Below are 21,628 nucleotides of genomic sequence, written 5' to 3'. Positions count from 1 at the left end.
GCCCGCGCTGCACCCGCGCTGCACCCGCGCTCAGAGCGGCCTGATCGGGGCGTTGTTCGCCCAGGCGAGAATGCCCTCGATCATCTGGCCATAGAACACCCGGTAGTTGTTTTCGCTGACGTAACCGATGTGCGGGGTGGCCAGTACATTGGGCAGGGTCCTGAACGGGTGGTTTGCCGGCAGCGGTTCCTGCTCGAACACATCCAGCCCCGCGCCACCCAGCCGGCCTTCGATCAACGCCTCGATCAGCGCCTGTTCATCGACGATCGGCCCGCGCGAGGTGTTCACCAGCAGTGCGCCGCGTTTCATCGAGGCCAGTGCCTGGGCATCGACCAGGTGGCGGGTGCGCTCGCTGAGCACCAGGTGCACCGAGAGAATGTCGGCCTGCTCGAACAGCGCTTGTTTATCGACCCGCTCCACACCCACCTCGGCGGCCCGTTCTTCGGTGAGGTTCTGGCTCCAGGCGATCACGCGCATCCCGAACGCTTTGGCGAAGCCTGCCACTCGTGCGCCGATCTGGCCCAGGCCCAGCAGGCCCAGGGTGCGCCCGTGCAGGTCGCCGCCAATGCCGATCTGCCAGCCGCCGCTTTGCAGCGACAGCACCTCGGCCAGCAGGCGGCGGTTCAGCGCCATCAGCAGCGTCCAGGTCAGCTCGGGCGCGGCGTGGCGATAGCTGTCGGTGCCGCACACGGTAATGCCCAAGGCCTTGGCGGCATCGATATCCAGCGCAGCGTTGCGCATGCCGCCGGTCATCAGCAGCTTGAGGTTGGGCAGGGCCTTGAGCAGTTCGGCGTCGAAGCGGGTACGCTCGCGCATCACGCAGACCACCGCGTAGGGCGCCAGGCGCTGGGCGAGGGTGGCGGTATCGGCCGGGTAGTCATGGAGAAACTCGACCTGCCCGACGCGCTGCAAGGCGGACCAGTCCACGATGTCTTGCGCCACGTCTTGCCAGTCGTCGATCACTGCGATGCGAAGTTCGGACATTGCCCGCTCCCATGTCGGGTTATTGAGGGTGTTCAGCCGATTTGAGCAGCGCCTGGTGAAAGCGTGCCGGGTCTTCCATTTGCGGGGCGTGGCCCATGCCGGGGAATTCCACCAGTGTCGCGTGGGGAACGCCTTGGCCGCCTGCTGGCCGAGCTGGTCGTAATGCCCCAGCCGCGCTTCGACCTCCGGCGGCGCGATGTCGCTGCCGATGGCCGTGGTGTCGGCAGTGCCGATCAGCAGCAGGGTGGGCTGGCGAACGCTGCCGAATTCGTACACCACCGGCTGGGTGAAGATCATGTCGTAGACCAGCGCCGAGTTCCACGCCACCAGGTTGTGGCCCGGGCCCTGGTTGAGCCCGGCGAGCATGTTCACCCAGCGGTCGTATTCGGGCTTCCACTGGCCGCCGTGAATAGGTGCGCTGTTCATACGCCTTGATGCTCTGCGCATCGACCTTGCTCTCGCGTTCCAGCCAGTCGTCCACCGAGCGCCAGGGCACCCCGAGGGCTTTCCAGTCTTCCAGGCCGATGGGGTTGACCATCGCCAGGCGCTGCACCTCGTTGGGGTACATCAGGCTGTAACGGGTGGCGAGCATGCCGCCGGTGGAGTGGCCGAGCAGGATGGGGTCCTTCACGTCCAGGTCTGCCAGCAGCGCATGGGTGTTCTGCGCCAGTTGCTGGAAGCTGTACTGGTAGTGCTCGGGCTTGCTGGCGCTGCAGAAGCCGACCTGGTCAGGGGCGATCACCCGGTAGCCGGCATCGCTCAGGGCCTTGATGGTGCTTTCCCAGGTAGCGGCGCAGAAGTTCTTGCCGTGCAGCAGCACTACGGTCTGGCCGTTGGCCTTGGTGTTGGCGGCCACGTCCATGTAGCCCATCTGCAGGGTTTGGCCCTGGGAGTCGAAGCTGTAGTGGTGCAGGGTGTAGGGGTAATCGAAACCTTCCAGTTGCGGGCCGTAGCTCAGGGGCTTTTCGGTAGCCAGCACGGCGCTGCTCAGCAGCGTGGCCAGCAGCAGGGCGCAGGTGCGTTTCATGGCTGGGTCCTTTGGGGAGTAAGGCCAGAGACTGGCGCAGCGAGGCATTGGTTCAGCGCCAGCGCGGCTCTATGATTGCCAGAATTGCCCTCAGGACGACGACACAGGCCATGGCCGACAAGGACACCATTTCCATGCACCTGGTGCGCGAAGCCCTCGCTCAGGCGCTGCCCGCTCCGGAACATGCCGACTGCCTGGCCGGGGTCGGCATCGATGAAGGCTGCGAGCGCGTGCCGGCGGCGGCCTACGGGGCATTGTGGCGTGCCGTGGCACTGCGCACCGGCGACGAATTCTTCGGCATGGCCCAAGGCCCACTGCGCACCGGCAGCCTGGCTTTCATGCTCAAGGCCGCCATGGCCCAGCCTCGCGTGCAACCCGGGCTGGAGCAGGCCTGCGAATTTGCCGGGTTGATGCTGGCGGGCCTGCGGCCGCAGCTGGCCGTGCACGGCAGCCTGGCGACGGTCACACTGGAGCAGGCTGAGGCCACACCGGCACGGCCCTTTGCCTGTTTCACCCTGTGGATGATCCTGCATGGCGTGCTGTGCTGGCTGGCCGGGCAGCGGGTGCCGATACTGGCGGTGTCGCTGCGCGCACCTGCCCCCGGTTATCTGGATGACTACCGGCGGTTTTTCGGCGAGCAATTGGCCTTCGGCCAGGCCAGCAACCGCCTGGTGTTCCCGGCGCAGTGCCTGCAGCTGCCGGTTCGCCGCGATCATGCGCAGTGGGCAGCGTTCATGGCCCAGGCCCCGGGCAACCTGCTGGTCAAATACCGCGACCCCTCCAGCCTGGCCCGGCAGGTGCGTAGCCAACTGGCGGCGCTGGCCCCGGCCGACTGGCCGGAGGCGGCGCAGCTGGCGGCGTCGCTGGGCATGTCGCCGGCCACGCTGCGCCGGCGCCTGGCGGAGCAGGGCGAGCGTTTCCAGGCGTTGAAGGACAGTGTTCGCCAGGAGCTGGCTCTGGCCTGGCTCGCCCGCGATGGGTTGAGCATCGAAGCGGTGGCCGAGCGGCTGGGGTTCGCCGATGGCCGTTCGTTCTACCGAGCGTTTCTGAAGTGGTACGGCTGCAACCCCGGGCATTACCGGCAACTGATGCAGGGCACTGGCCAGAGTGCTCAGCCAGCCTGAACGGCCTTGCCATTGCTGCACGCGGCAAGCCAGGCAAGCATGGGCCAGCCAACGGTCACCAAGGAGCTTGCCGATGCACATTGCCGATCACCTGTTCGCCATCAGCGGCGCTGCCTCCGGGCTGGGCCTGGCCACCGCCAGATGGCTGGTGGCGCGCGATGCCCGCGTGCTGATGCTCGACCGCGATGAAACCACCCTGCGCCAGCAGGCCGAGGCGCTCGGCCAGGCCTGTGCGGTGGCCGACGTCACTGACGAGGCGCAGGTGCGCGCCGCCCTGGCCGGTGCCGGCCCTTTGCACGGGGTGATCAACTGCGCCGGGATCGTGCATGGCGAAAAGCTGCTCGGGCGCCAGGGCGTGCACGCGCTGGAGAGTTTCAACCGCGTGCTGCAGGTGAACCTGCTCGGCACCTTCAACCTGATGCGCCTGGCCGCCGAGGCCATTGCCAGCACGCCGGCCGACGACCAGGGCCGCCGGGCGTGATCATCAACACCGCTTCGGTTGCGGCGTTCGAGGGCCAGGTGGGGCAACTGGCCTATGCAGCGTCGAAAGGCGCGGTCGCCAGCCTCACCTTGCCGGCGGCCCGCGAGCTGGCGCGCCATGGCATTCGCGTGGTCACCATCGCACCGGGTGTGTTCGAAACCCCGATGATGGCCGGCATGAGCGAAGAGGTACGTGCGGGCCTGTGCGCCGATGTGCCGTTCCCGCCGCGCCTGGGCCGGCCGGAAGAGTACGCCGCGCTCGCCGCGCACATCATCGAGAACGACATGCTCAACGGTGAGGTCATTCGCCTGGATGGCGCGCTGCGCATGGGCGCGCGCTGAGCTCAGAGGAGGTTACATGGCTACGATCGAACAAGACCCGGTGGTGATCGCCGCCGCTGTACGCACCCCGATGGGCGCCTTGCAAGGCAGCCTTGCCAGCCTCAGCGCGCCGCAGTTGGGCAGCGCGGTGCTGGCGGCGGCGCTGGCACGCGGGCACGTGGCTGCCGAGGCAGTGCAACAGGTGCTGATGGGTTGTGTGCTGCCCGCCGGGCTTGGCCAGGCGCCGGCGCGCCAGGCGGCATTGGGTGCCGGTTTGCCGCTGGGTGTGGCCTGCACCACTTTGAACAAGATGTGTGGCTCAGGTATGCAGGCCGCCATCTTCGCCCATGACCAACTGCTGGCCGGCAGCGCCGAGGTGGTGCTCGCCGGCGGCATGGAAAGCATGAGCAACGCGCCTTACCTGCTGCCCAAGGCGCGGGCGGGCTATCGCATGGGCCACGGCCAGGTGCTGGACCACATGTTTCTCGATGGCCTGGAGGATGCCTACGACAAGGGCCGGCTCATGGGCACCTTTGCCGAAGACTGCGCCAGTGCCGAGGGTATCGGCCGCCAGGCGCAGGACCAATGGGCGCTGAGTTCGCTGCAACGAGCGCGCGAGGCCATCGAGAGCGGAGCCTTCAACGCTGAAGTCGTGGGCCTTGACACTCATGTGGGCAAGCAGGCGGTGAAGGTCAGGCACGATGAGCAGCCGCCCAAGGCCCGCCCGGAAAAAATCCCCGAGCTGCGGCCTGCGTTTTGCGAGGGTGGCACCGTGACCGCCGCCAACAGCAGCTCCATTTCCGATGGCGCTGCTGCTCTGTTGATGATGCGCCAGAGCCAGGCTCAAACCTTGGGCGCGCCGGTGCTGGCAGTCATTCGCGGGCATGCGGTGCATGCCGATGCGCCCGGGTTGTTCCCGCTGGCGCCGGTCGGGGCAATCCAGCGGCTTCTGCCCAAAGTGGGCTGGGCGCAGGGTGACGTGGACCTGTTCGAAATCAACGAAGCCTTCGCGGTGGTAGCGCTCGCGGCGATCCAGCGGTTGCAGCTCGACCCTGCACGCGTCAACGTCAACGGCGGTGCCTGCGCCCTGGGCCATCCCATCGGCGCCTCGGGTGCGCGTATCCTTGTGACCCTGATCCACGCCCTGCGCCAGCGTTCGCTGCGCCGCGGCGTGGCGGCCATCTGCATCGGCGGCGGCGAAGCCACCGCCATGGCCCTGGAAATCCCTGACTGACACGGAGCCCAGCATGTCCCAATACCAGAGCATTCTTGTCGAAACCCATGGCCGCGTCGGCCTGATCACCCTGAACCGCCCGCAGGCGCTCAATGCCATCAACGCCCAGCTGGTCGCGGAGACCAACCAGGCCCTCGACGCCTTCGAGCGTGATGCCGGCATCGGCTGTGTGGTCATCACCGGTTCCGAAAAGGCCTTTGCGGCCGGCGCCGACATCAAGGAAATGGCCGGCCTGAGCTACCCGGGCATCTACATGGACGACCTGTTCCACGAAGCCGACCGCGTGGCCGCACGTCGCAAGCCGCTGATCGCCGCCGTTGCCGGCTACGCCCTGGGGGGCGGCTGCGAGCTGGCGATGATGTGCGACTTCATCCTGGCCGGCGACAACGCCCGCTTCGGCCAGCCGGAAATCAACCTGGGTGTATTGCCCGGCATGGGCGGCACCCAGCGCCTGACCCGCGCAGTGGGCAAGGCCAAAGCGATGGAGCTGTGCCTGACCGGGCGCCTGATGGATGCCGAAGAGGCTGAGCGCGCCGGCCTGGTGGCGCGAGTGGTCCCGCGCGAAACCTTGATCGAGGAGGCGCTGAAGGTCGCTGCGGTCATCGCGGAGAAGTCGTTGCCGGTGGCGATGATGGTCAAGGAGAGCGTCAACCGTGCGTTCGAAGTGAGCCTGAGCGAAGGCGTGCGCTTCGAGCGGCGGGTGTTCCATGCCACATTCGCCAGTGAAGATCAGAAGGAGGGCATGGCCGCGTTCGTCGACAAACGCCCTCCTGCGTTTCGCCACCGCTGATCAGGGTTGGGTGTCGTAATTGATCGGAACGCGCTGGCCGTCCACGGTGAGGTCGAGCCAGCGCTTGGGCCGGGTGCCCAGCTGGCCCAGCAGCAGCTTGCCGACCTTCTCGAAATTGCTCTCGCTCAGATAACCGGCGCCAGCGATTGCCCAACGCCCTTGCCGTTGCGCGAACAGGTAAAGCTTGCCCGCCTTGGGGTCGAACAGCAGCACTGCGACTTCGCCTTCCAGGGTCATGGGCATGCTCCAGACCGTGCATTGCCCGACGGCGCCCAGGCAATTGGCAACGGTGTACATCTCTCGCTTGCCCATCCCCTGCCACCAGCTTTCAGGCGGTGCCGCGCTGTTTTCACGTGGGTGCAGATAGCGGCGCAGCATGTCCGGTGTGACCAGCGATGGAGTGCTGGCTCCGGGGCTGCCTAGCAGCCCGGCCAGCGTTGTGGCCTGCAGAACGGGGTTCTCGAGCCACTGGGGATTTCGCGCAGCTTTGCTAGCGCAGCTTTGCCAGGCGCGCCTGCCTTGTATAACAGCCACAGTACGCTGTCATCGGCGCGGGCCCCGCCGTTTTCCAGGCGCGCCATCTGGCTGTTCACCGCAATGCGTTGCGGGTCCAGCAGCGGGCTCAGCAGGGCAACCACCAGCAGCCAGCCCAGCCCAAGCGCGGCCATGCTCGGTGTCGCAGGCGACCATGGCCGGCCTTGCCTGCGGCGGATATGAGCGGCCAGCCAGCCAAGGCCCCAGCACAGGGCGAAGGCGGCGGCTACTGCTGCCAGGACGCGCGTGGGGGTCCAGCCGTATTGGCTCACCCGTGTTGCGATGGCCAGTTCCGCCAGCAGTGCGAGCAACGGGGTGATCGCCAGCGCGGCAGCGGTGACCACCCGCACGGGGCGTGGTAACGGTGTGTGTTCACGGCTGTGGGCCATGGCGTCGAGCAGCAGCATGGTCAGCGCCAGTGCCGAGAGCGGCAGGGCGCCTGGCGCCCAGTCGGGCAAAGGCCGCAACCCAAGGCCCAGGGCCGCCAGCGCGAATGCCAGCAACGCCAGCCCCTGCAAAGGTGCCAGGAGCCAGGCGAACTGGCCGAGCAGGTTGCGCAGCCAGCCACTGGCCTGGGTGGCGTTCTGGCAGAGTGCAACGCTGCTGCCGATGATCAGCCCGCAGGCGACCGGCGGGAACACGGTGGTGCTGAAGAACAGCCTTTCGAACCAGCGGATGTGCAATAGCGAAAACATCTTTGCCCACAAGGCAAGCAGCAGCCAGCAGGCCATCAGCAGCAATAGCGTCATCAGCAGAGTGAACAGCAGGTGCCATGCGTGGCCCAGCGCTCGTTCGGCCAAAGGTTCGGGCGGGGGCGCTTCGCGCCTTTGGGCCCAGGCCTGCAGCAGTGGCAGCGCCAGCAGCACGACCAGCATCGTGCTCGTCACCAGCCAGTCCTGCCCGTGGCGCAGCGCTGCGTTCTGTTGCCAGGCGGCCACGCCGAGCAACAGGGCGAACGCCCCAAGCGTGATGCGCCAATCGTGGCGTTTCAGCACTCCCAGCAACAGTGCCAGCGCACACAGGGCGGCAAACAAGCTACCGGCTTCGTGCCAGGTGTCGAGGGCGGCATAACAAGACCGCCCAGCAGGCCCGCGATCAGCGGCCTGCGAAGGGCGGTGGAATGAGGAAGTTTCATGGGGTTGAGGGCTCAGGCAGAAAACCGCCGGATCATAGCGGCTTCAGGCGGCTGAGCGTGCTCAAGTGTGAGTCCAGCTATGTAAAGCGCCTGGCTCGGTGAAGAACATGAACGTCATGTGCTGCGCCATGGCTTCGCTGATTTTGTCGATATCCAGCACGCCGCGCACATTGAGCGGCAGCATCGCGATCAGGTTGAAATACTGGCGCAATTGATAGAGCGCCGGTAGCCGCTGGTCTATGACGTCGTTGAATACGCCGGGACCGGTCAGGCGATTGAGCCGCGCCGCGTACTGGCTGAACGCCTCAGGGTCGGCCTCCTGTGAGGGCCGGCTGTGGTAGAAGTCACGCGCCTGCTGCCAGCGTGCCTGCATCTCCTGGGAAACCGCCTCAAGCGTCGGGTTGCCAGCGTGGCTGCCGATGATGCTGGTGTTGTACTGGTTATGCATCCCGAGCAGCTCGTTCGACACCGGCAGGTGCAGGATCAGGCCATCGGTACTGGCGTTCAGCGTTGGCCCTTCGGGAATTCCGGCGAGTCGAACCACAGGTCGTCCAGGTCTTTGTAGATGCCGCCTTCGCTGTGCAGCAGCGGGTACCGCAATATGTCAGAGGCCGAGGCATAGTTGGTCGCCACCCCGCCGTTGCCGTCGATGGCGGCCTGGTATTGCTCGAACATCGGCCCTTGGCGGAAGGCCTCGTAGAACGGCTGCTCCTCCAGTGGCAGCACTTCCAGGCCCGGCGCCTTGAGCGCCAGTGCTTCGAGGTTCTGCTGGTAGCGCTGCGGGTTGGCCCGGGTCAGCAGCAGCCGATTGCGGTAGCCGATCTTCTCCAGGGTTGTGGCGTTGGCGGCGATGGTGTCCAGCAGGTCGTCGCCGATCAGGTGCTCGCCGACCCAGATACCCCAGACCTGCCGTGGGATGGGCGTTGCCTGGGAAGGCAGCAGCGCCGGGTAGTCCACCGGCAGCGCGAGGTCGTTGCCCAAGGCCCGCAGCGTGGCCAGGCGCTGGGCATCGGTTGCCACCGGCTCCGAGGCCTGGACGGCCAGCGCGTGGCTGCCCGGGCCTGCACTCACATACCACGGGTGGTTGATTTCGTTCAGGTCCAGTTCCGACACGAAGGCGTTGAACTCAAGGTCATAACGCAACCGGGTGACGTCATTGCCGATCAAACTGTGCAGTTCATCGGGCGCACCGCGCGGCTGGGTGATGCGCACCACGGCCTGGCTCACGCCGGCGTCGGCCTCTGCCAGCGGCGCGAGGGTGTCGGTGGCGCAGAAGAAGTCATGGGCCCGCAACGGGGGCAAGCGCGGCGGGTCGACAGGGCTCAGAGGATAGCCCCACTGGCCGTTGATGTTTTCAGGCCAGATGAATTCACCGCTCTTGAAGGTGAAGACTTTGGCGCCGGCACTCAGCGCAGCCTCGGCAAGCGGCGTGGCATTGAGCAGGCCGAAGCTGGCCTGGCCCAGGCTTTGAGCCTCTTCGGCGAGGTTATGGGCGTGCACCAGGCGATCGATACCCAGGCCCAGCTCGGCAATGCCGCCTGCGGCCAGCAACAACGAGGCCTCCGGCAGCAGCAGCGTCAGCGGGCCGAGTGCGTTGAGCGCATCGTTCAGGTAAGCGGCCCAGCGCGCCTTGCGCACCTGGGTGTCGGTGGTGATCTCCCAGTCGGCGTCGGCCAGGCTGCGGGCGCGCTGGCGCTGCGCCAGATTGTTGAACAGATCGCCCATGAGCAGTGGGCTGTATTCGCTGCGTTTGTAGTTCACATAGGTTTGCGGATCCCAGAAGCCGCTGGTAGCAAAGCCTGAGTGGTCGGTGGGGAAATGATGGGCCTCGGGGAACATGCCCAGCCCCTGGAGCACGGTTTCCAGGCCGCTGTAGCTGAGCCCGTCCGGCACGCTGGAAAGCGGGAAGTGCTGTTGCAGCGCCTGGCGTGTGCCTGCATCGCGGCACTGCTGGGCGACCCAGGCCTTCAGGCTCGCGGCGTCTGGGAATTCATGCAGCGGGCTCGCATTGCCTGGGATATACAGCAGCAGCCGCTTTTCGCCAGCGTCACGAATGCAGAGGATATCGGTGGCCGAATAGCCGTAGATGTTCAGCGCGATTGCCTGAGGCGGCGGCTGGTCGGCGCCCGCCAGCCCTGCTGCGCGCCAGGCCAGCTGCTGGCCGGCGGCACCGAGGCTGCCTTCGGCGACCTGCTTGTTGCAGGCTGCGATGAACGAGCCCTTGGCGGCCAGCGCATAATCATTCAGGTGTTCGGCCCAGAATGCCTTGAGCGCGCGGGTGTAGGGCGTGTGAAAGTCCAGCGCCTGGATAAAGGCCTGAAAGGCCTCGGCCGAAACCCGACACGCTGCGCTGGGCCGTATGTGCCGCCGGCGGCCCGCCGATAAAGGCCGTTGAACACGTGGTAGTTGCCGGTGTTCTCAAGGCTCAGGGGATCATGCACGTGTGGCAGGCGGTCGACGATCGTCAGCGGCTCGGTCGGCAGGTGGCCGCCCCAAGGGCTGTGAAACAGCGCACCCAGCAGGTTATTGTCCGACTCGCCTTGCCAGTTGCGTATCACCGCCTCTGGCAACGGCATGCGTTCGACGACCTGGCCGTACCATTGGCCCTCCCAGAACTGGTAGTGCAGGGTGACGGCGTCAACCTGTGCAGGGTCCAGTCTGTGGCCCTGGGCAAGTGCCCATTGGCGTATCGCCTCGGTGGCGCTGGTGTCGGGGCGGGGGAGCCTGGCAAGCAGTGTCGAGGTAAAGCGCCGGGCAAGCGAGTTGGTGTGGGTGTTGGTGGGCATGTTGCACCTTGGTTCGGCTGTTGAACGGGCGGGCAAGGTGGCCCACGGCCGGGCGATGCATGATGTGGTTATTTGGCACCCAGGGAGGTTCGATGGCTTTGTTCGATGGCCGCCAGCGGCGCGCACTGCGCCTGGCGTTTGGCTTGATAGCCCCTTACCGGGGCCGAGCGTTGGCAGCGTTGCTGGCGCTGGTGGTTACCGCCGGCATTGCACTGTCGATGGGGCAGGGCATTCGGTTGCTGGTCGACCGCGGCTTCATGACCGGTTCGCCCCAGGCACTGGAGCAGGTGATGGTGCTGTTCATGGCCTTGGTGCTGGCATTGGCGGCTGGCACCTACACGCGGTTCTACCTGGTGTCCTGGCTTGGGGAACGAGTGGTGGCTGACCTGCGGCGGCGAGTGTTCGATCACCTGATCGACCTGCATCCGGGGTTTTTCGAGCACACCCGCAGCTCCGAGGTGCAATCGCGCCTGACCACCGATACCGCGCTGCTGCAGTCGGTGATCGGCTCGTCGCTGTCGCTGTTTTTGCGCAACGGCCTGATGGTGATTGGCGGGGTGGCGCTGTTGTTCGTCACCAATGCCAAGCTCACCGGCATCGTGATCCTCGCGCTGCCGCTGGTGCTGGCGCCGATCCTGCTGTTCGGCCGGAGGGTGCGGGCATTGTCGCGGCAGAGCCAGGATCGGATTGCCGATGTGGGCAGCTATGTGTCCGAGACCCTCACCCAGATCAAGACGGTGCAGGCCTACAACCATCAACCTCACGACCGCCAGCGCTTCGCCGCCGTCACAGAACAGGCCTTCGACACTGCACGCCTGCGCATCCGCCAGCGGGCTGGGCTGATCACCGCTGTGATCGTGCTGGTGCTGGGCGCAGTTGGGGTGATGCTGTGGGTGGGCGGCAATGATGTAATGGCCGGGCGTATCAGCGCCGGTGAGCTGGCAGCGTTCGTGTTCTACAGCCTGGTGGTGGGCAGCGCGTTCGGCACGCTGAGCGAGGTGATGGGCGAGTTGCAGCGGGCGGCGGGGGCGGCCGAGCGGATCGGTGAACTGCTCGCTGCCAGGAACGAGATCCTGGCGCCTGCGCAGCCCCGCCTGCTGCCACACCCCGTGCGGGGTGCGCTGAGCCTTGAAGATATTCGTTTCTCCTATCCAGCCCGGCCGGGCGTGCTGGCCATCGACGGCTTGACGCTCAAGGTAACTCCCGGCCAGACCCTCGCGCTGGTAGGGCCTTCGGGCGCGGGCAAGTCGACCTTGTTCGACCTGCTGCTGCGCTTCTACGACCCACAGGGCGGGCGCATCCTGCTTGACGGCGTGCCGTTGGCGGAACTGGCGGTGCACGAGGCTCGCCAGCCATTCGCCGTGGTGGCCCAGGCGCCGGCGCTGTTTCAAGGCAGTGTGGAAGAGAACATCCGTTATGGCCTCGAGGGCGCCGAGGCGCAGCAGATGCAGGCGGCCGCGCGGGCCGCGCACGCCCATGAATTCATCGAGCGGCTGCCGCAGGGCTATGCAACGGTGCTGGGTGAGGGGGTGTAGGGCTTTCAGGTGGCCAGCGCCAACGCATCGCCATCGCCCGGGCGCTGCTGCGCAATGCGCCGATCCTGTTGCTGGACGAGGCGACCAGCGCCCTGGACGCCGAAAGTGAGCATCTGATTCAGCAGGCGCTGCCCACCTTGATGGCCGGCCGCACGACCTTGGTGATCGCGCACCGCCTGGCGACGGTACAGCATGCCGACAGCATCGCGGTCATCGACCAGGGCAGGCTGGTTGCGCAAGGTACGCATGCGCAGCTGCTTGCGCAGAGCCCGCTGTATGCGCGCCTGGCCAGCCTGCAATTGACGGCTTAGCGGTATTCGCAGAGGTAGGCGGTATCGACTGATACCTTGAGCTGGAACTTGGCGTTGGCCGGTACGTTGAACTGGCTGCCGGCGGCGAAGGTTTCCCAGCCGGTGCTGTCGGGCAGCTTGACCAGAAGCTCACCGCTGACCACGTGCATGATCTCCTTCTGCGAAGTGCCGAACTCGTATTCGCCCGGGGCCATGACGCCGATGGTGGCGGGGCCTTCAGCGGTGCCGAAGGCGATCGACTTGACGGTGCCGTCGAAGTATTCATTCACTTTGAACATGGGCTTTTCCTTGGCTTGAGAGTGGCAAAACGACGCCCAGTATGCCCAAGGGGGTAATGGCAGTCACCCGCTTTCGCGCGCCGTAGGCAGCGCCAGCGGCAGCAGGCGCGCAGTACTGCGAGCATCGCTCAGCGCCCGGTGCTGTGTCCCGGAAAACACCATGCCGGCCAGTTGCAGGGCACCGTTGAGGCCGGTGGGGCGGGGCAGGTGGCGAGCCTTTGCGAAACGCTGCTTCAGGTTCATATGGGGCAGCTGCGCCAGCGTGCTGTCGAGCTGATATTCGTCCCAGGCCAGCAACAGTTGCTGGCGGTCGTAGTCACCCAGCTGGCCCAGCCCGCCAGGCCCTGGCGCAGCGGCCAGAGCCAGCGCTCGAATTGTGGCCACACGGTATGCAGCGAGGCGGCCGTGTCGATATCGGCCTGGGTGATATGGGTCAGGTGCCGGCAAAAACTGGTGAGCAAGGGGCGCCGCTGGGGCTGAACGAAGCGCTGAAAGTGCGCGACTTCACGCCCATTGTCGTCGACCAGGCAGGCTCCGATCTCGATGATTTCCATTTCCGCGACCGGCCAGCCACCTTCGTCGGTGGTGGCCTCCAGGTCGATCACCAGCCAGCGCGGGATCATCGATGGGCGTCCTTGTGGGTGAGGTTCCTTTGCTAGAGCCTAGCCAAGCGGCAAAGGTTCCGACACCTGCTGGTACCGTGACGAGATGGACGGTGCGCATTGGTTGCATTGTGATATTGTCAGACCTTTGTGAATGCCGACTTTCAACGACCTAAGCAGGCGGGTGCCTTCGCTGTGACATTCAAGCCATTTCGCGCTCTGCTGCTGGGTGCGGCCCTGTTGGGCCTGGCAAACGCGGCACTCGCTCAGCAAGACATCCACATCGGCGCCGCGCACTTCCCGCCCTACACCATTCGCCCTGAAAAAGGCGAAGACACCGGCCTGTTGCCGGAGCTGGTACAGGCGTTGAACAAGGTGCAACAGCAGTACCGTTTCGTGCTGGTGCCCACCTCCATACCGCGCAGGTTCCAGGACTTTCGCCAGGGCCGTACCGACATGGCCATCTTCGAAAACCCCGACTGGGGGTGGCAAGGCCTGGGCTACAGCAGCGTCGACATGGGCCTGGAGGACGCCGAGGTGTTCGTGGCCCGCACGGCCCCAGGTCGTGATGAAAGCTACTTCGCAGACCTCACCGGCAAGCGGCTCGCGTTGTTCAGCGGCTATCACTATGCGTTCGCCAACTTCGATGCCGACCCGGAATTTCTTGCCACCCAATACCAGGCCACGCTGACCTATTCCCACGACAGCAACCTGATGATGGTGCTGCGCAACCGTGCCGATGTCGCCCTGGTGACGCGCTCTTACCTGAGCGATTTCCTGAAACGCAACTCTGACGTTGCCGGTGAGTTTCTGGTGTCGCAACGCATCGACCAGATCTACCATCACTTCGCGTTGATCCGCCCCGGCGCGCCCATCGATGGCAAGCAGTTTGGCCAATTGCTCAAGCAACTGGCCGACAGTGGCGAACTGGCGCGCATCTTCGACCCCTATCGCATCGCCGTGCTGGGTTACCCGGTGGGCGCGCAGGTGGTCATGCACCCCGCGCCCTGAGCCGTTCACGCCTCGCGCAGCACCACCAGCGGGCTTGCATTGAGCGCGCGGCGGGTGCCAAGCAAACCGGCCACGCCGATCAGTGCCGCGCCCAGCACCGGCAGCACCAGCAACCAGGGATGCGGCGCCCATTCCAGGCGGAACGCAAAGCGGTACAGCGCCCAGCTCGCGGCTTCACATGCCACCGCAGCGACCACGCCGCTTGCCGCGCCCAGCAGCGCGAACTCGATGCGCCGTGCGCGCTGAAGCAGTGTTCTCCGGGCGCCCAGTGCGCGCAGCAGTGCGCCTTGATGCAAGCGCTCATCCAGTGTGGCCTGCAGGCCCGAGAACAGTACAGTGACCCCTGCCGCCAACACGAACAGCAACACGAACTGAACCGCCAGCGTGACCTGGGCCAGGATGCCACGCAGCTGCCCCAGAATGGCCTCGACCTGCAGCAGCGTGGTGGCCGGGAAGGCCCGTGCCAGCCCGACGATCGCCGCATCCTGGCCGGGGCGCAGGTAGAAGCTGGTCAGGTAGGTCGCCGGCAGGCCCTGCAGGGTGCCGGGTTGGAAAATCATGAAGAAGTTGGGCTGGAAGTTGTCCCAGTTCACCTCCCGCAGGCTGGTGACGCGCACCTCGCGCTGGCTGCCACCGACATTGAAGATCAGCACGCTTCCCAGCCGCAGGTTGAGGCTGCTGGCAAGTTCGGCTTCCACCGACACCCCAGGCAGTGCGTCCGTTTGGCCGGCCTGCCACCACTGGCCCTGGCTGATGCGGTTGCCTGGTGGTAACTCTGCGGCCCAGGTCAGGCTGAGATCGCGCTGGGTGGCGCGCTCGCCACGGGAGTCGGCCTGCACCACCTGCTCGACCGGTTTGCCGTCGATCTGCACCAGGCGGCCCGGGATCACCGGGTACATGGGTGCGGCGACGGCGCCGAGGGTTTTCAGGTGATCGGCGAAGCCTTGCTGCTCGGCGGGCAGGATATTCAAGGCGAAATAATTCGGTGCATCCTGGGGCAATTGTTTTTGCCAGGTGTCGAGCAGCTCGATGCGCAGCAACGCCACCAGCGCCATGGCGAACAGGATCAGGCCGAAGGCCAGGGCCTGGCCGGCGGCGGCGGTAGGGTGGCGCAGCAATTGCCCAAGGCCCAGGCGCCAGGCGAGCGGGGCGCGGGCCAGCCAGCGGCGCAGCAGGCGCAGGCTGGCCACCAGTGCGGCGCCCAACACCAGTGCCGCCAGCGCGCCACCGCCGAGCAGGGCGAGCGTCAACGGCAGGTTCAACGACAGCCGCCACATGATCAGCCCCAGCGCCAGCAATGCTGCGCCTTGCACCAGCCAGTTGGCCGGGGCGCGCGGTGCGAGGTCACGGCGCAGTACGCGCAAAGGCGGCACCCGGCCCAGGGCAGCCAGCGGGGGCAGGGCGAAACCGGCCAATGCCACCAGCCCGGTGGCAATGCCACTCAGCGCTGGCGCGAGGCCGCCACTGGGGATGTCCGGCGGCAGCAAGCCGGCCAGCAGGCTGAACAGCACCTGCTGCCCGCCCCATCCAAGAAGTGCTCCGGCGACGCTGGCCAGCACACCGAGCAATGCCAGTTGCACGGCGAACAGCACCAGCGCCTCCCGCCGGGCCAGCCCCAGGCAGCGCAGCAGTGCGCTCAGGTCGAAGCGCCGCTGCGCATAGCGATTGGCCGAGAGCGCAACGGCAACCCCGGCGAGCAGCACGGCGACCAGGCTCGCCAGGTTAAGGTAGCTTTCGGCCTTGCCCAGCGCGCCGCCGATCTGCCGGTTGCTGTCGCGGGCGTCGAGCACCTGCTGATTCGGTGCGAGGCCGGCTTTGAGTTGTTCGCGGTATTTCTCGATCGCCTCAGGCGTGCCACGCCAGAGGTCGCGCAGGGTAACGCGGCTGCCGGGCTGCAAAACCGCAGTGGCCGGCAGGTCAGCCAGGTTCATGATCACCCTGGGGGTCAGGCTGTAGAAGTTGCCGGCACGGTCGGGCTCGTAAGTGAGCACGCGGGCGATGCGTAGCGTCGCGGCGCCGACGTCCACACTGTCGCCCACTTTCAACGACAGCGCTGCCAGCAGGCGCGGCTCTACCCACACTTCACCCGCGCCCGGCAGGCCGCCGGCCTGTTCGGAGCCATACGCCTGCGCGCTGCTTTTGAGCGTTCCGCGAAGCGGGTAGGGCGCTTGCACAGCCTTGACGCTGGAGAGCTGAATGCCATTGTCGGTGGCCACGACGCTGGTGAATTCGACCGTGCGGGCGTGCTCGAGCCCGGCCGCCTCGCCGGCTTCAACCTGCGCCGGGGCGGGCTCGGCGCTACCTTGCAGCACCAGGTCGGCAGCGAGGAATTCGCTGGCGCGCAGGGTCATGGCAGCGTTGAGGCGGGCACCGAAATAGCCGATGGCGGTGCTGGCAGCCACCGCCACCAACAACGCGAAGAACAGTACCCGCAGTTCACCGGCGCGGGCATCACGGCGCAGCTGGCGCACGGCCAGGCTCAGCAGGCGTGAGAGGGGCAGGCGCAGCATCAGGCCTCCGTGGCGGCGACGAGGCGGCCGGCGTCGAGGCGGATATGGCGCTGGCAGCGGCTGGCCAGGCGTTCATCGTGGGTGACCAGTACCAGCGTGGTGCCGCGTTCACGGTTGAGCTCGAACAGCAGGTCACTGATGTGCTGGCCGGTATGGCTGTCAAGGTTGCCGGTGGGCTCGTCGGCGAACAGCACCGCCGGTTCGCTGGCAAATGCCCGGGCGATTGCCACCCGCTGCTGTTCGCCACCGGAGAGCTGGCGCGGCCAGTGCCTGAGCCGGTGGCCCAGGCCGACCCGCTCGAGCAGGGCGTGTGCCTTGCCGGCCGCGTCAGGCTTGCCTTCGAGCTCCATCGGCAGCATCACGTTCTCCAGTGCGGTAAGGCTGTCGATCAACTGGAATGCCTGGAACACGAAACCCACCTGCTCGGCGCGCACGCGCGCGCGTTGGTCTTCATCCAGCTCGGTGAGGTTGTTGCCAGCCAGCGTGACCTCGCCGCTGCTGGGGGTATCCAGCCCCGCCAGCAGGCCCAGCAATGTGGACTTGCCCGAACCGGACGCACCGACGATGGCCAGGCTGTCGCCTGCGGCCAGGTCCAGCGCCAGCGGATGAAGGATGGTGAGGGCGCCTTCCGCGCCGGGTACCACTTTGCTAAGGTGGCGCGCTGTCAGAATGCTTGCGCTCATGGAGAGTCCGATGCGTATGTGGAGGTGGCTGGCCGTGCTCGGGCTGATGGCTCTGGCCCAAGGTGCGGCGGCGGGTACGGTATTGATCGTGGGGGATAGTATCAGCGCTGGTTTCGGGCTGGATACCTCGCGCGGCTGGGTTGCGCTGCTCGAACAGCGCCTGCACGCGCGCAAACCGCAAAGCTCGGTGGTCAACGCGTCCATCACCGGCGACACCAGTGCCAACGCCCTGGCCCGCCTGCCAGCACTGCTGGCGCAGCATTCGCCGCAATTGGTGGTGCTGGAACTGGGAGGCAACGACGGCCTGCGCGGGCAGCCGCCAGCCCAATTGCAACAAAACCTTTCGCAGATGATCGACAGCGCTCGTGCCAGTGGCGCCAAGGTACTGCTGCTGGGCATGCGCCTGCCGCCGAACTACGGGCCGCGTTACACCCAGGCCTTTGCTCAGGTGTTCACCCAGGTTGCCGATGACAAGAAGGTGCCCACAGTGCCCTTCATGCTCGAGGGCGTGGGCGGCGTGCCAGCCTTGATGCAGGCTGATGGTATCCACCCCAACCAGGCAGCGCAGCAGCGCTTGCTCGACAACGTCTGGCCGGCGCTCGAACCCTTGCTGTAAGGCTTTTCTCCCGGCGGGCTTTCGGCTAAGGTTGCGCCCCCTTCCGGAGCGCCCCATGCCACGACCCGCCTGGTCCCTGCACCAATACCATCTGATCGAGCCAGACGAGCAGCTCGACCTGTTCGCCTGCCAGGAAGTGCGCGTGCACCTGGTCGCTCGCCAGCTGGAGCTGGAGGGCTCGGCCGACCGTACCTTGTGTGGCGGGCTGCTGCCCTCGCGCCCGCGCTGGTTCGGCGTGCAAAAGGCGATTTACCGCGACACCCGCCTGTGCCCACTGTGCCGTGCGATCCTGATGGCCCAGCGCAAAGGCACGCGGCCGGTGTGGCCGGGCCTGGAAACCCAGTGAGCGGTTGGTTCGGCCGCCGAGCGTGGCTCTCCTGAAACCGCAGCGCGCGGTGTACAATCTGCCGTTCGTTTCCTGTCAATGCTGCAAAGGATGTTTCGGATGTTGCCGCGCTTTCCCGCCGTTAGCCGTTGCCTGTCCCTGCTCGCGCTGGTCGCCGCCGGGCCCGTGGCTGCCCTGGAGTTGCCCCTGCCGCCCCCTGGCGAGGACATCGTCGGCCAGGTCCAGACCATCAAGGCCAAGTACGAAGACACCTTCGCCGACCTGGGTACCCAGTTCGACCTGGGCTATCTGGAGATGGTCGCGGCCAACCCGGGCGTTGACGCCTGGTTGCCCAAGGCTGGCACCGAGATCGTGCTGCCCACGCGCTTCATCCTGCCGCCCGGCCCGCGCGAAGGTGTGGTGATCAACCTGGCCGAATACCGCCTCGACTCATTACCCCAAGGGTACCGGTACCGTGCGCACCTATCCGCTGGGCATCGGCCGTGAGGGCTGGGGCTCGCCGGTGGCCAATACCAAGATCATCGCCAAGACGCCTCGCCCTACCTGGACGCCGCCGGCTTCGGTACGCGCCGAGCACGCCAAGGAAGGGGAGATCCTGCCAGCAGTGGTACCGGCCGGCCCGGACAACCCGCTGGGCCCTTTCAAGTTCACCCTGGGCCTGCCTGGCTACCTGATCCACGGCTCGAACATGAAGTTCGGCATCGGCACGCGCACCAGCCACGGCTGCTTCCGCATGTACAACGACGACGTGCTCGAACTCTCCGAAGTGCTGCCCGTGGGCACCCCGGTGCGTATCATCGATGAGCCTTACAAGTTTGGCGTTGCCGGTGGCAAGCTCTACCTGGAAGCGCACACGCCGCTGGATGCCGAGGGCGACCCGGCCAGTGGTGACAAGCATGCGGCGGTGGTGAACGCGCTGATCAATCGCAAGGACCTGTCCGGCCATGTAACGGTGAACTGGGACACCGTGCGCGACGTGATCGGGGGCGAGGATGGTTTGCCGGTGGAAATCGGTGTACCTGAAGGTGGCCCGGTGCAGGCGGGCAATCCTTGAGCCTGTAGAACCCACCGAACTCAGGCGCCTGAAATGACGAAGGCCGGCTCATCGAAATGGGCCGGCCTTCGCGTTTCAAGAACCCCGAAGGATTACTTGCGAGAAGCTTTCTCGAGCATGCGCAGGGCGCGCTCGTTGGCTTCGTCAGCAGTTTGCTGAGCTTTCTGGGCAGCAGCCAGTGCTTCGTCAGCCTTGCGGTAGGCTTCGTCGGCACGGGCCTGAGCGCGAGCGGAAGCGTCTTCGGTAGCGGTCAGGCGAGCTTCGGTTTCTTTGGAAGCGCTGCTGCAACCGGTAGCCAGAACGGCTGCCAGGGCCAGAGCAGAAAATTTCAGAACGTTGTTCATCGGGTTCCCCTTCAAGAACTTTCTATTTTAAGTAGCCACCTCTGACAAGTGAGAAAGTGGCCGGCACACATACTACCCATTACTTGTAGTAAGTAAACTGAGCCAGTGCAAGAAGCCGTAAAATTTTGCGCGCCTCGAACCTTTGCGCGCTGGGGTTCAGCCGCTGTTCAGCTCACCTCGCGCAGGCTCCTGATACCTGTCCTGCAGCCCTTTGTCGGCAACTTGGCGAGGGCGCGGTGACTTGCGGGCGCCGCCGGCGTCTGATGCTCATGTTGGGCATCGCGGCTTTGCCAGCGGCATGCGGGAGGTTTCCCATACTGGCAAACAGCGGTATGGTAACGGTCTAAACGACAAGACCCGCGAGGAGTTGCAATGAGCGAGGCGTTTGCTATCCACCACGACCAGGCCGGTCATCAATTCGAAGTGAATGTGGACGGCCATCGCGCCTACCTGACCTACATGGATCTGGGGCAGCAGACGCTGGACATCTATCGCACTTTCGTACCCAACGCTCTGCGCGGGCGGGGCATTGCCGCAGCGCTGGCAGAAACGGCGCTCGCTTACGCCAAAAACATGGGCTACACGGTGATACCTTCGTGTTCATACGTCGAGCGCTACATGGAGCGGCAGGGCATCGGCAGCGCTGAACACGATTGAATGAAAAACGCCGGGCATCGAGCCCGGCGTTTTTCATTGTGCTGCCTCTCAGGCGCGGTCGCGCTTGGGCAATACATCCCTGAGCTTGGCATGCATCGAGCGGATGCTTTGCTCGGTGGCGCTCCAGTCGATGCAGGCATCGGTGACCGAGACGCCGTACTGCAGCTCTTCAAGGTTTTTCGGAATCGCCTGGCAGCCCCAGTTCAGGTGGCTTTCAACCATCAGGCCGATGATCGAGCGGTTGCCTTCGAGGATCTGGTTGGCCACGTTCTCCATCACCAGCGGTTGCAGGGCCGGGTCCTTGTTGGAGTTGGCGTGGCTGCAATCGATCATGATGTTGGGCTTGACCTTGGCCTTGGCCAGGTCCTGTTCGCACAACGCCACGCTCACCGAATCGTAGTTCGGCTTGCCGTTGCCGCCGCGCAGCACCACATGGCCGTAGGCGTTGCCCTTGGTGGTCACGATAGAGACGCCGCCCTGCTGGTTGATCCCCAGAAAGCGGTGCGGTTTGGACACTGACTGCAGCGCGTTGATCGCCACCGCCAGCCCGCCGTCGGTGCCATTCTTGAAGCCCACCGAAGAAGACAGCCCCGAGGCCATTTCACGGTGAGTCTGCGATTCGGTGGTGCGTGCGCCGATGGCCGACCAGCTGATCAGATCTTGCAGGTACTGCGGGGAGATCGGGTCCAGCGCCTCGGTGGCGGTGGGCAGGCCCATCTCGGCCAGTTCCAGTAGCAGCTGGCGGCCGATGTGCAAGCCGTCCTGGATCTTGAAGGAGTCGTCCAGGTAAGGGTCGTTGATCAGGCCCTTCCAACCGACGGTGGTGCGGGGCTTTTCGAAGTACACCCGCATCACCAGGTAGAGTGTGTCGGAAACCTCTGCCGCCAGTGCCTTGAGGCGCTGCGCGTACTCATGCGCAGCCTTGATGTCGTGGATGGAGCACGGGCCGATCACCACGAACAGGCGATGATCCTTGCCGTCGAGGATATTGCGAACGGTTTCGCGGCCCACGGTCACGGTACGCAGTGCTGCCTCGGACAGGGGGATGTCCTGCTTCAGCTGATCCGGCGTAATGAGGGTTTCGTTGGAGGCGACGTTCAAGTCGTTGATTGGTAAATCGGCCATCGGCGTACTCTTCGGATTCAGGCGGCCACGGCTCAGGTGGCGGCAACAAGCTGGCGGGTGGGGCACCTTAGCGCGTTCGGTGAGCCAGCGGCAATGGCTGGCCGCTGTTTGGTGGCGCATTTGAGCGGGTTGGCTGCAGAT

Annotated in this window: 19 protein-coding genes and 5 pseudogenes; 10 read left to right on the top strand and 14 right to left on the bottom strand. The window is 65.7% G+C overall.

Annotated features, from left to right (window positions below; all coding sequences use genetic code 11):
- Positions 1-30 precede the first annotated feature (30 nt).
- Together LN139_RS12985 and LN139_RS12980 are read right to left on the bottom strand one after the other, a co-directional pair.
- On the bottom strand, positions 31-984 hold the full coding sequence (locus tag LN139_RS12985; protein ID WP_236354069.1) for a D-2-hydroxyacid dehydrogenase family protein: 954 nt from the start codon (positions 982-984) through the stop codon (positions 31-33).
- A 19-nt stretch (positions 985-1,003) separates the two neighbouring features.
- Positions 1,004-2,011 carry an alpha/beta fold hydrolase gene (locus LN139_RS12980; RefSeq protein ID WP_236354068.1) on the bottom strand — a complete coding sequence of 336 codons (1,008 nt, stop codon included), beginning with the start codon at positions 2,009-2,011 and terminating at the stop codon, positions 1,004-1,006.
- 110 nt (positions 2,012-2,121) lie between these two features.
- Between LN139_RS12980 and LN139_RS12975 the strand changes: the two genes are divergently transcribed.
- The 4 genes and pseudogenes from LN139_RS12975 (at position 2,122) to LN139_RS12960 (ending at position 5,960) form a co-directional block, all read left to right on the top strand.
- On the top strand, positions 2,122-3,135 hold the full coding sequence (locus tag LN139_RS12975; protein ID WP_236354067.1) for an AraC family transcriptional regulator: 1,014 nt from the start codon (positions 2,122-2,124) through the stop codon (positions 3,133-3,135).
- 73 nt (positions 3,136-3,208) lie between these two features.
- Positions 3,209-3,957: pseudogene (locus LN139_RS12970) on the top strand (SDR family NAD(P)-dependent oxidoreductase).
- Positions 3,958-3,973: 16 nt separating this feature from the next.
- Entirely contained in the window at positions 3,974-5,170 is a 1,197-nt protein-coding gene (locus tag LN139_RS12965) for an acetyl-CoA C-acyltransferase (protein ID WP_236354064.1), read from the top strand.
- A gap of 13 nt (positions 5,171-5,183) precedes the next feature.
- A complete protein-coding gene (locus tag LN139_RS12960) occupies positions 5,184-5,960 on the top strand; it encodes an enoyl-CoA hydratase (protein WP_236354063.1) in 777 nt (258 codons plus the stop codon).
- Here LN139_RS12960 and LN139_RS12955 read toward each other — a convergent pair whose 3' ends face one another.
- The 6 genes and pseudogenes from LN139_RS12955 to LN139_RS12935 form a co-directional block, all read right to left on the bottom strand.
- Positions 5,961-6,338 (bottom strand): hypothetical protein, encoded by a 378-nt coding sequence (locus LN139_RS12955; RefSeq protein ID WP_236354059.1) that lies wholly within the window; start codon positions 6,336-6,338, stop codon positions 5,961-5,963. It abuts the gene before it with no gap.
- A gap of 41 nt (positions 6,339-6,379) precedes the next feature.
- On the bottom strand, positions 6,380-7,528 hold the full coding sequence (locus tag LN139_RS12950) for a DUF4153 domain-containing protein (RefSeq protein WP_236354055.1): 1,149 nt from the start codon (positions 7,526-7,528) through the stop codon (positions 6,380-6,382).
- A 162-nt stretch (positions 7,529-7,690) separates the two neighbouring features.
- The gene (locus LN139_RS12945) at positions 7,691-8,173 is read right to left on the bottom strand and encodes a hypothetical protein (RefSeq protein ID WP_236354052.1); all 483 of its coding nucleotides are present in this window, start codon (positions 8,171-8,173) and stop codon (positions 7,691-7,693) included.
- Complete coding sequence (locus LN139_RS12940) at positions 8,134-9,522, bottom strand: glycosyltransferase (RefSeq protein WP_236354049.1); 1,389 nt, start codon at positions 9,520-9,522, stop codon at positions 8,134-8,136. Before LN139_RS12940 ends, LN139_RS12945 begins: the two co-directional genes overlap by 40 nt.
- Before the next feature lie 66 nt (positions 9,523-9,588).
- Positions 9,589-9,930 (bottom strand): annotated as a pseudogene (locus tag LN139_RS25690) (dermonecrotic toxin domain-containing protein); the annotation flags it as partial.
- Positions 9,873-10,415, bottom strand: coding sequence for a dermonecrotic toxin domain-containing protein (locus LN139_RS12935; protein WP_236354047.1), 543 nt, complete (start codon positions 10,413-10,415; stop codon positions 9,873-9,875). The gene LN139_RS12935 and the pseudogene LN139_RS25690, both read right to left, overlap by 58 nt.
- A gap of 92 nt (positions 10,416-10,507) precedes the next feature.
- Here LN139_RS12935 and LN139_RS12930 point away from each other — a divergent pair.
- Positions 10,508-12,261 (top strand): annotated as a pseudogene (locus LN139_RS12930) (ABC transporter transmembrane domain-containing protein).
- Here LN139_RS12930 and ppnP read toward each other — a convergent pair.
- The gene (ppnP, locus tag LN139_RS12925; protein ID WP_236354045.1) at positions 12,258-12,539 is read right to left on the bottom strand and encodes a pyrimidine/purine nucleoside phosphorylase; all 282 of its coding nucleotides are present in this window, start codon (positions 12,537-12,539) and stop codon (positions 12,258-12,260) included. The pseudogene LN139_RS12930 and the gene ppnP overlap by 4 nt on opposite strands.
- Before the next feature lie 63 nt (positions 12,540-12,602).
- Positions 12,603-13,159: pseudogene (locus LN139_RS12920) on the bottom strand (exonuclease domain-containing protein).
- A 177-nt stretch (positions 13,160-13,336) separates the two neighbouring features.
- Here LN139_RS12920 and LN139_RS12915 point away from each other — a divergent pair.
- Positions 13,337-14,152 carry a substrate-binding periplasmic protein gene (locus tag LN139_RS12915; RefSeq protein ID WP_442964309.1) on the top strand — a complete coding sequence of 272 codons (816 nt, stop codon included), beginning with the start codon at positions 13,337-13,339 and terminating at the stop codon, positions 14,150-14,152.
- A gap of 5 nt (positions 14,153-14,157) precedes the next feature.
- On the opposite strand, the gene LN139_RS12910 is transcribed toward LN139_RS12915, so the two are convergent.
- Both LN139_RS12910 and LN139_RS12905 read right to left on the bottom strand, forming a co-directional pair.
- A complete protein-coding gene (locus tag LN139_RS12910; protein ID WP_236354044.1) occupies positions 14,158-16,662 on the bottom strand; it encodes an ABC transporter permease in 2,505 nt (834 codons plus the stop codon).
- On the bottom strand, positions 16,662-17,345 hold the full coding sequence (locus LN139_RS12905) for an ABC transporter ATP-binding protein (RefSeq protein ID WP_236354043.1): 684 nt from the start codon (positions 17,343-17,345) through the stop codon (positions 16,662-16,664). Before LN139_RS12905 ends, LN139_RS12910 begins: the two co-directional genes overlap by 1 nt.
- Before the next feature lie 10 nt (positions 17,346-17,355).
- Between LN139_RS12905 and LN139_RS12900 the strand changes: the two genes are divergently transcribed.
- The 3 genes and pseudogenes from LN139_RS12900 (at position 17,356) to LN139_RS12890 (ending at position 19,361) form a co-directional block, all read left to right on the top strand.
- Positions 17,356-17,961 carry an arylesterase gene (locus tag LN139_RS12900; protein WP_236354042.1) on the top strand — a complete coding sequence of 202 codons (606 nt, stop codon included), beginning with the start codon at positions 17,356-17,358 and terminating at the stop codon, positions 17,959-17,961.
- Between the two features lie 55 nt (positions 17,962-18,016).
- Complete coding sequence (locus LN139_RS12895; RefSeq protein WP_236354039.1) at positions 18,017-18,307, top strand: hypothetical protein; 291 nt, start codon at positions 18,017-18,019, stop codon at positions 18,305-18,307.
- A gap of 99 nt (positions 18,308-18,406) precedes the next feature.
- Positions 18,407-19,361, top strand: a pseudogene (locus LN139_RS12890) (L,D-transpeptidase family protein).
- A 92-nt stretch (positions 19,362-19,453) separates the two neighbouring features.
- On the opposite strand, the gene oprI reads toward LN139_RS12890, so the two are convergent.
- Positions 19,454-19,705, bottom strand: coding sequence for an outer membrane lipoprotei OprI (oprI, locus tag LN139_RS12885; protein ID WP_097084901.1), 252 nt, complete (start codon positions 19,703-19,705; stop codon positions 19,454-19,456).
- A gap of 372 nt (positions 19,706-20,077) precedes the next feature.
- Here oprI and LN139_RS12880 point away from each other — a divergent pair, with 372 nt between their 5' ends.
- The gene (locus tag LN139_RS12880; protein ID WP_236354037.1) at positions 20,078-20,362 is read left to right on the top strand and encodes a GNAT family N-acetyltransferase; all 285 of its coding nucleotides are present in this window, start codon (positions 20,078-20,080) and stop codon (positions 20,360-20,362) included.
- 48 nt (positions 20,363-20,410) lie between these two features.
- Here the strand turns inward: LN139_RS12880 and LN139_RS12875 are convergent, their stop codons facing one another.
- Positions 20,411-21,487 carry a 3-deoxy-7-phosphoheptulonate synthase gene (locus tag LN139_RS12875; RefSeq protein WP_236354035.1) on the bottom strand — a complete coding sequence of 359 codons (1,077 nt, stop codon included), beginning with the start codon at positions 21,485-21,487 and terminating at the stop codon, positions 20,411-20,413.
- Positions 21,488-21,628 lie beyond the last annotated feature (141 nt).

The sequence above is a fragment of the Pseudomonas sp. KNUC1026 genome, assembly GCF_021650705.1.
In the GTDB taxonomy this organism is placed as follows: domain Bacteria; phylum Pseudomonadota; class Gammaproteobacteria; order Pseudomonadales; family Pseudomonadaceae; genus Aquipseudomonas.
Note: the sequence above shows the minus strand (reverse complement) of the source record. Positions and strands in the feature narration are given on the sequence as shown.

Bases quoted from the DNA above. Each gene is read 5' to 3' on its own strand.
- LN139_RS12985 (WP_236354069.1), bottom strand. From the start codon at position 984: ATGTCCGAACTTCGCATCGCAGTGATCGACGACTGGCAAGACGTGGCG.
- LN139_RS12980 (WP_236354068.1), bottom strand. From the start codon at position 2,011: ATGAAACGCACCTGCGCCCTGCTGCTGGCCACGCTGCTGAGCAGCGCC.
- LN139_RS12975 (WP_236354067.1), top strand. From the start codon at position 2,122: ATGGCCGACAAGGACACCATTTCCATGCACCTGGTGCGCGAAGCCCTC.
- LN139_RS12965 (WP_236354064.1), top strand. From the start codon at position 3,974: ATGGCTACGATCGAACAAGACCCGGTGGTGATCGCCGCCGCTGTACGC.
- LN139_RS12960 (WP_236354063.1), top strand. From the start codon at position 5,184: ATGTCCCAATACCAGAGCATTCTTGTCGAAACCCATGGCCGCGTCGGC.
- LN139_RS12955 (WP_236354059.1), bottom strand. From the start codon at position 6,338: ATGCTGCGCCGCTATCTGCACCCACGTGAAAACAGCGCGGCACCGCCT.
- LN139_RS12935 (WP_236354047.1), bottom strand. From the start codon at position 10,415: ATGCCCACCAACACCCACACCAACTCGCTTGCCCGGCGCTTTACCTCG.
- ppnP (WP_236354045.1), bottom strand. From the start codon at position 12,539: ATGTTCAAAGTGAATGAATACTTCGACGGCACCGTCAAGTCGATCGCC.
- LN139_RS12910 (WP_236354044.1), bottom strand. From the start codon at position 16,662: ATGCTGCGCCTGCCCCTCTCACGCCTGCTGAGCCTGGCCGTGCGCCAG.
- LN139_RS12905 (WP_236354043.1), bottom strand. From the start codon at position 17,345: ATGAGCGCAAGCATTCTGACAGCGCGCCACCTTAGCAAAGTGGTACCC.
- LN139_RS12900 (WP_236354042.1), top strand. From the start codon at position 17,356: ATGCGTATGTGGAGGTGGCTGGCCGTGCTCGGGCTGATGGCTCTGGCC.
- LN139_RS12895 (WP_236354039.1), top strand. From the start codon at position 18,017: ATGCCACGACCCGCCTGGTCCCTGCACCAATACCATCTGATCGAGCCA.
- oprI (WP_097084901.1), bottom strand. From the start codon at position 19,705: ATGAACAACGTTCTGAAATTTTCTGCTCTGGCCCTGGCAGCCGTTCTG.
- LN139_RS12880 (WP_236354037.1), top strand. From the start codon at position 20,078: ATGAGCGAGGCGTTTGCTATCCACCACGACCAGGCCGGTCATCAATTC.
- LN139_RS12875 (WP_236354035.1), bottom strand. From the start codon at position 21,487: ATGGCCGATTTACCAATCAACGACTTGAACGTCGCCTCCAACGAAACC.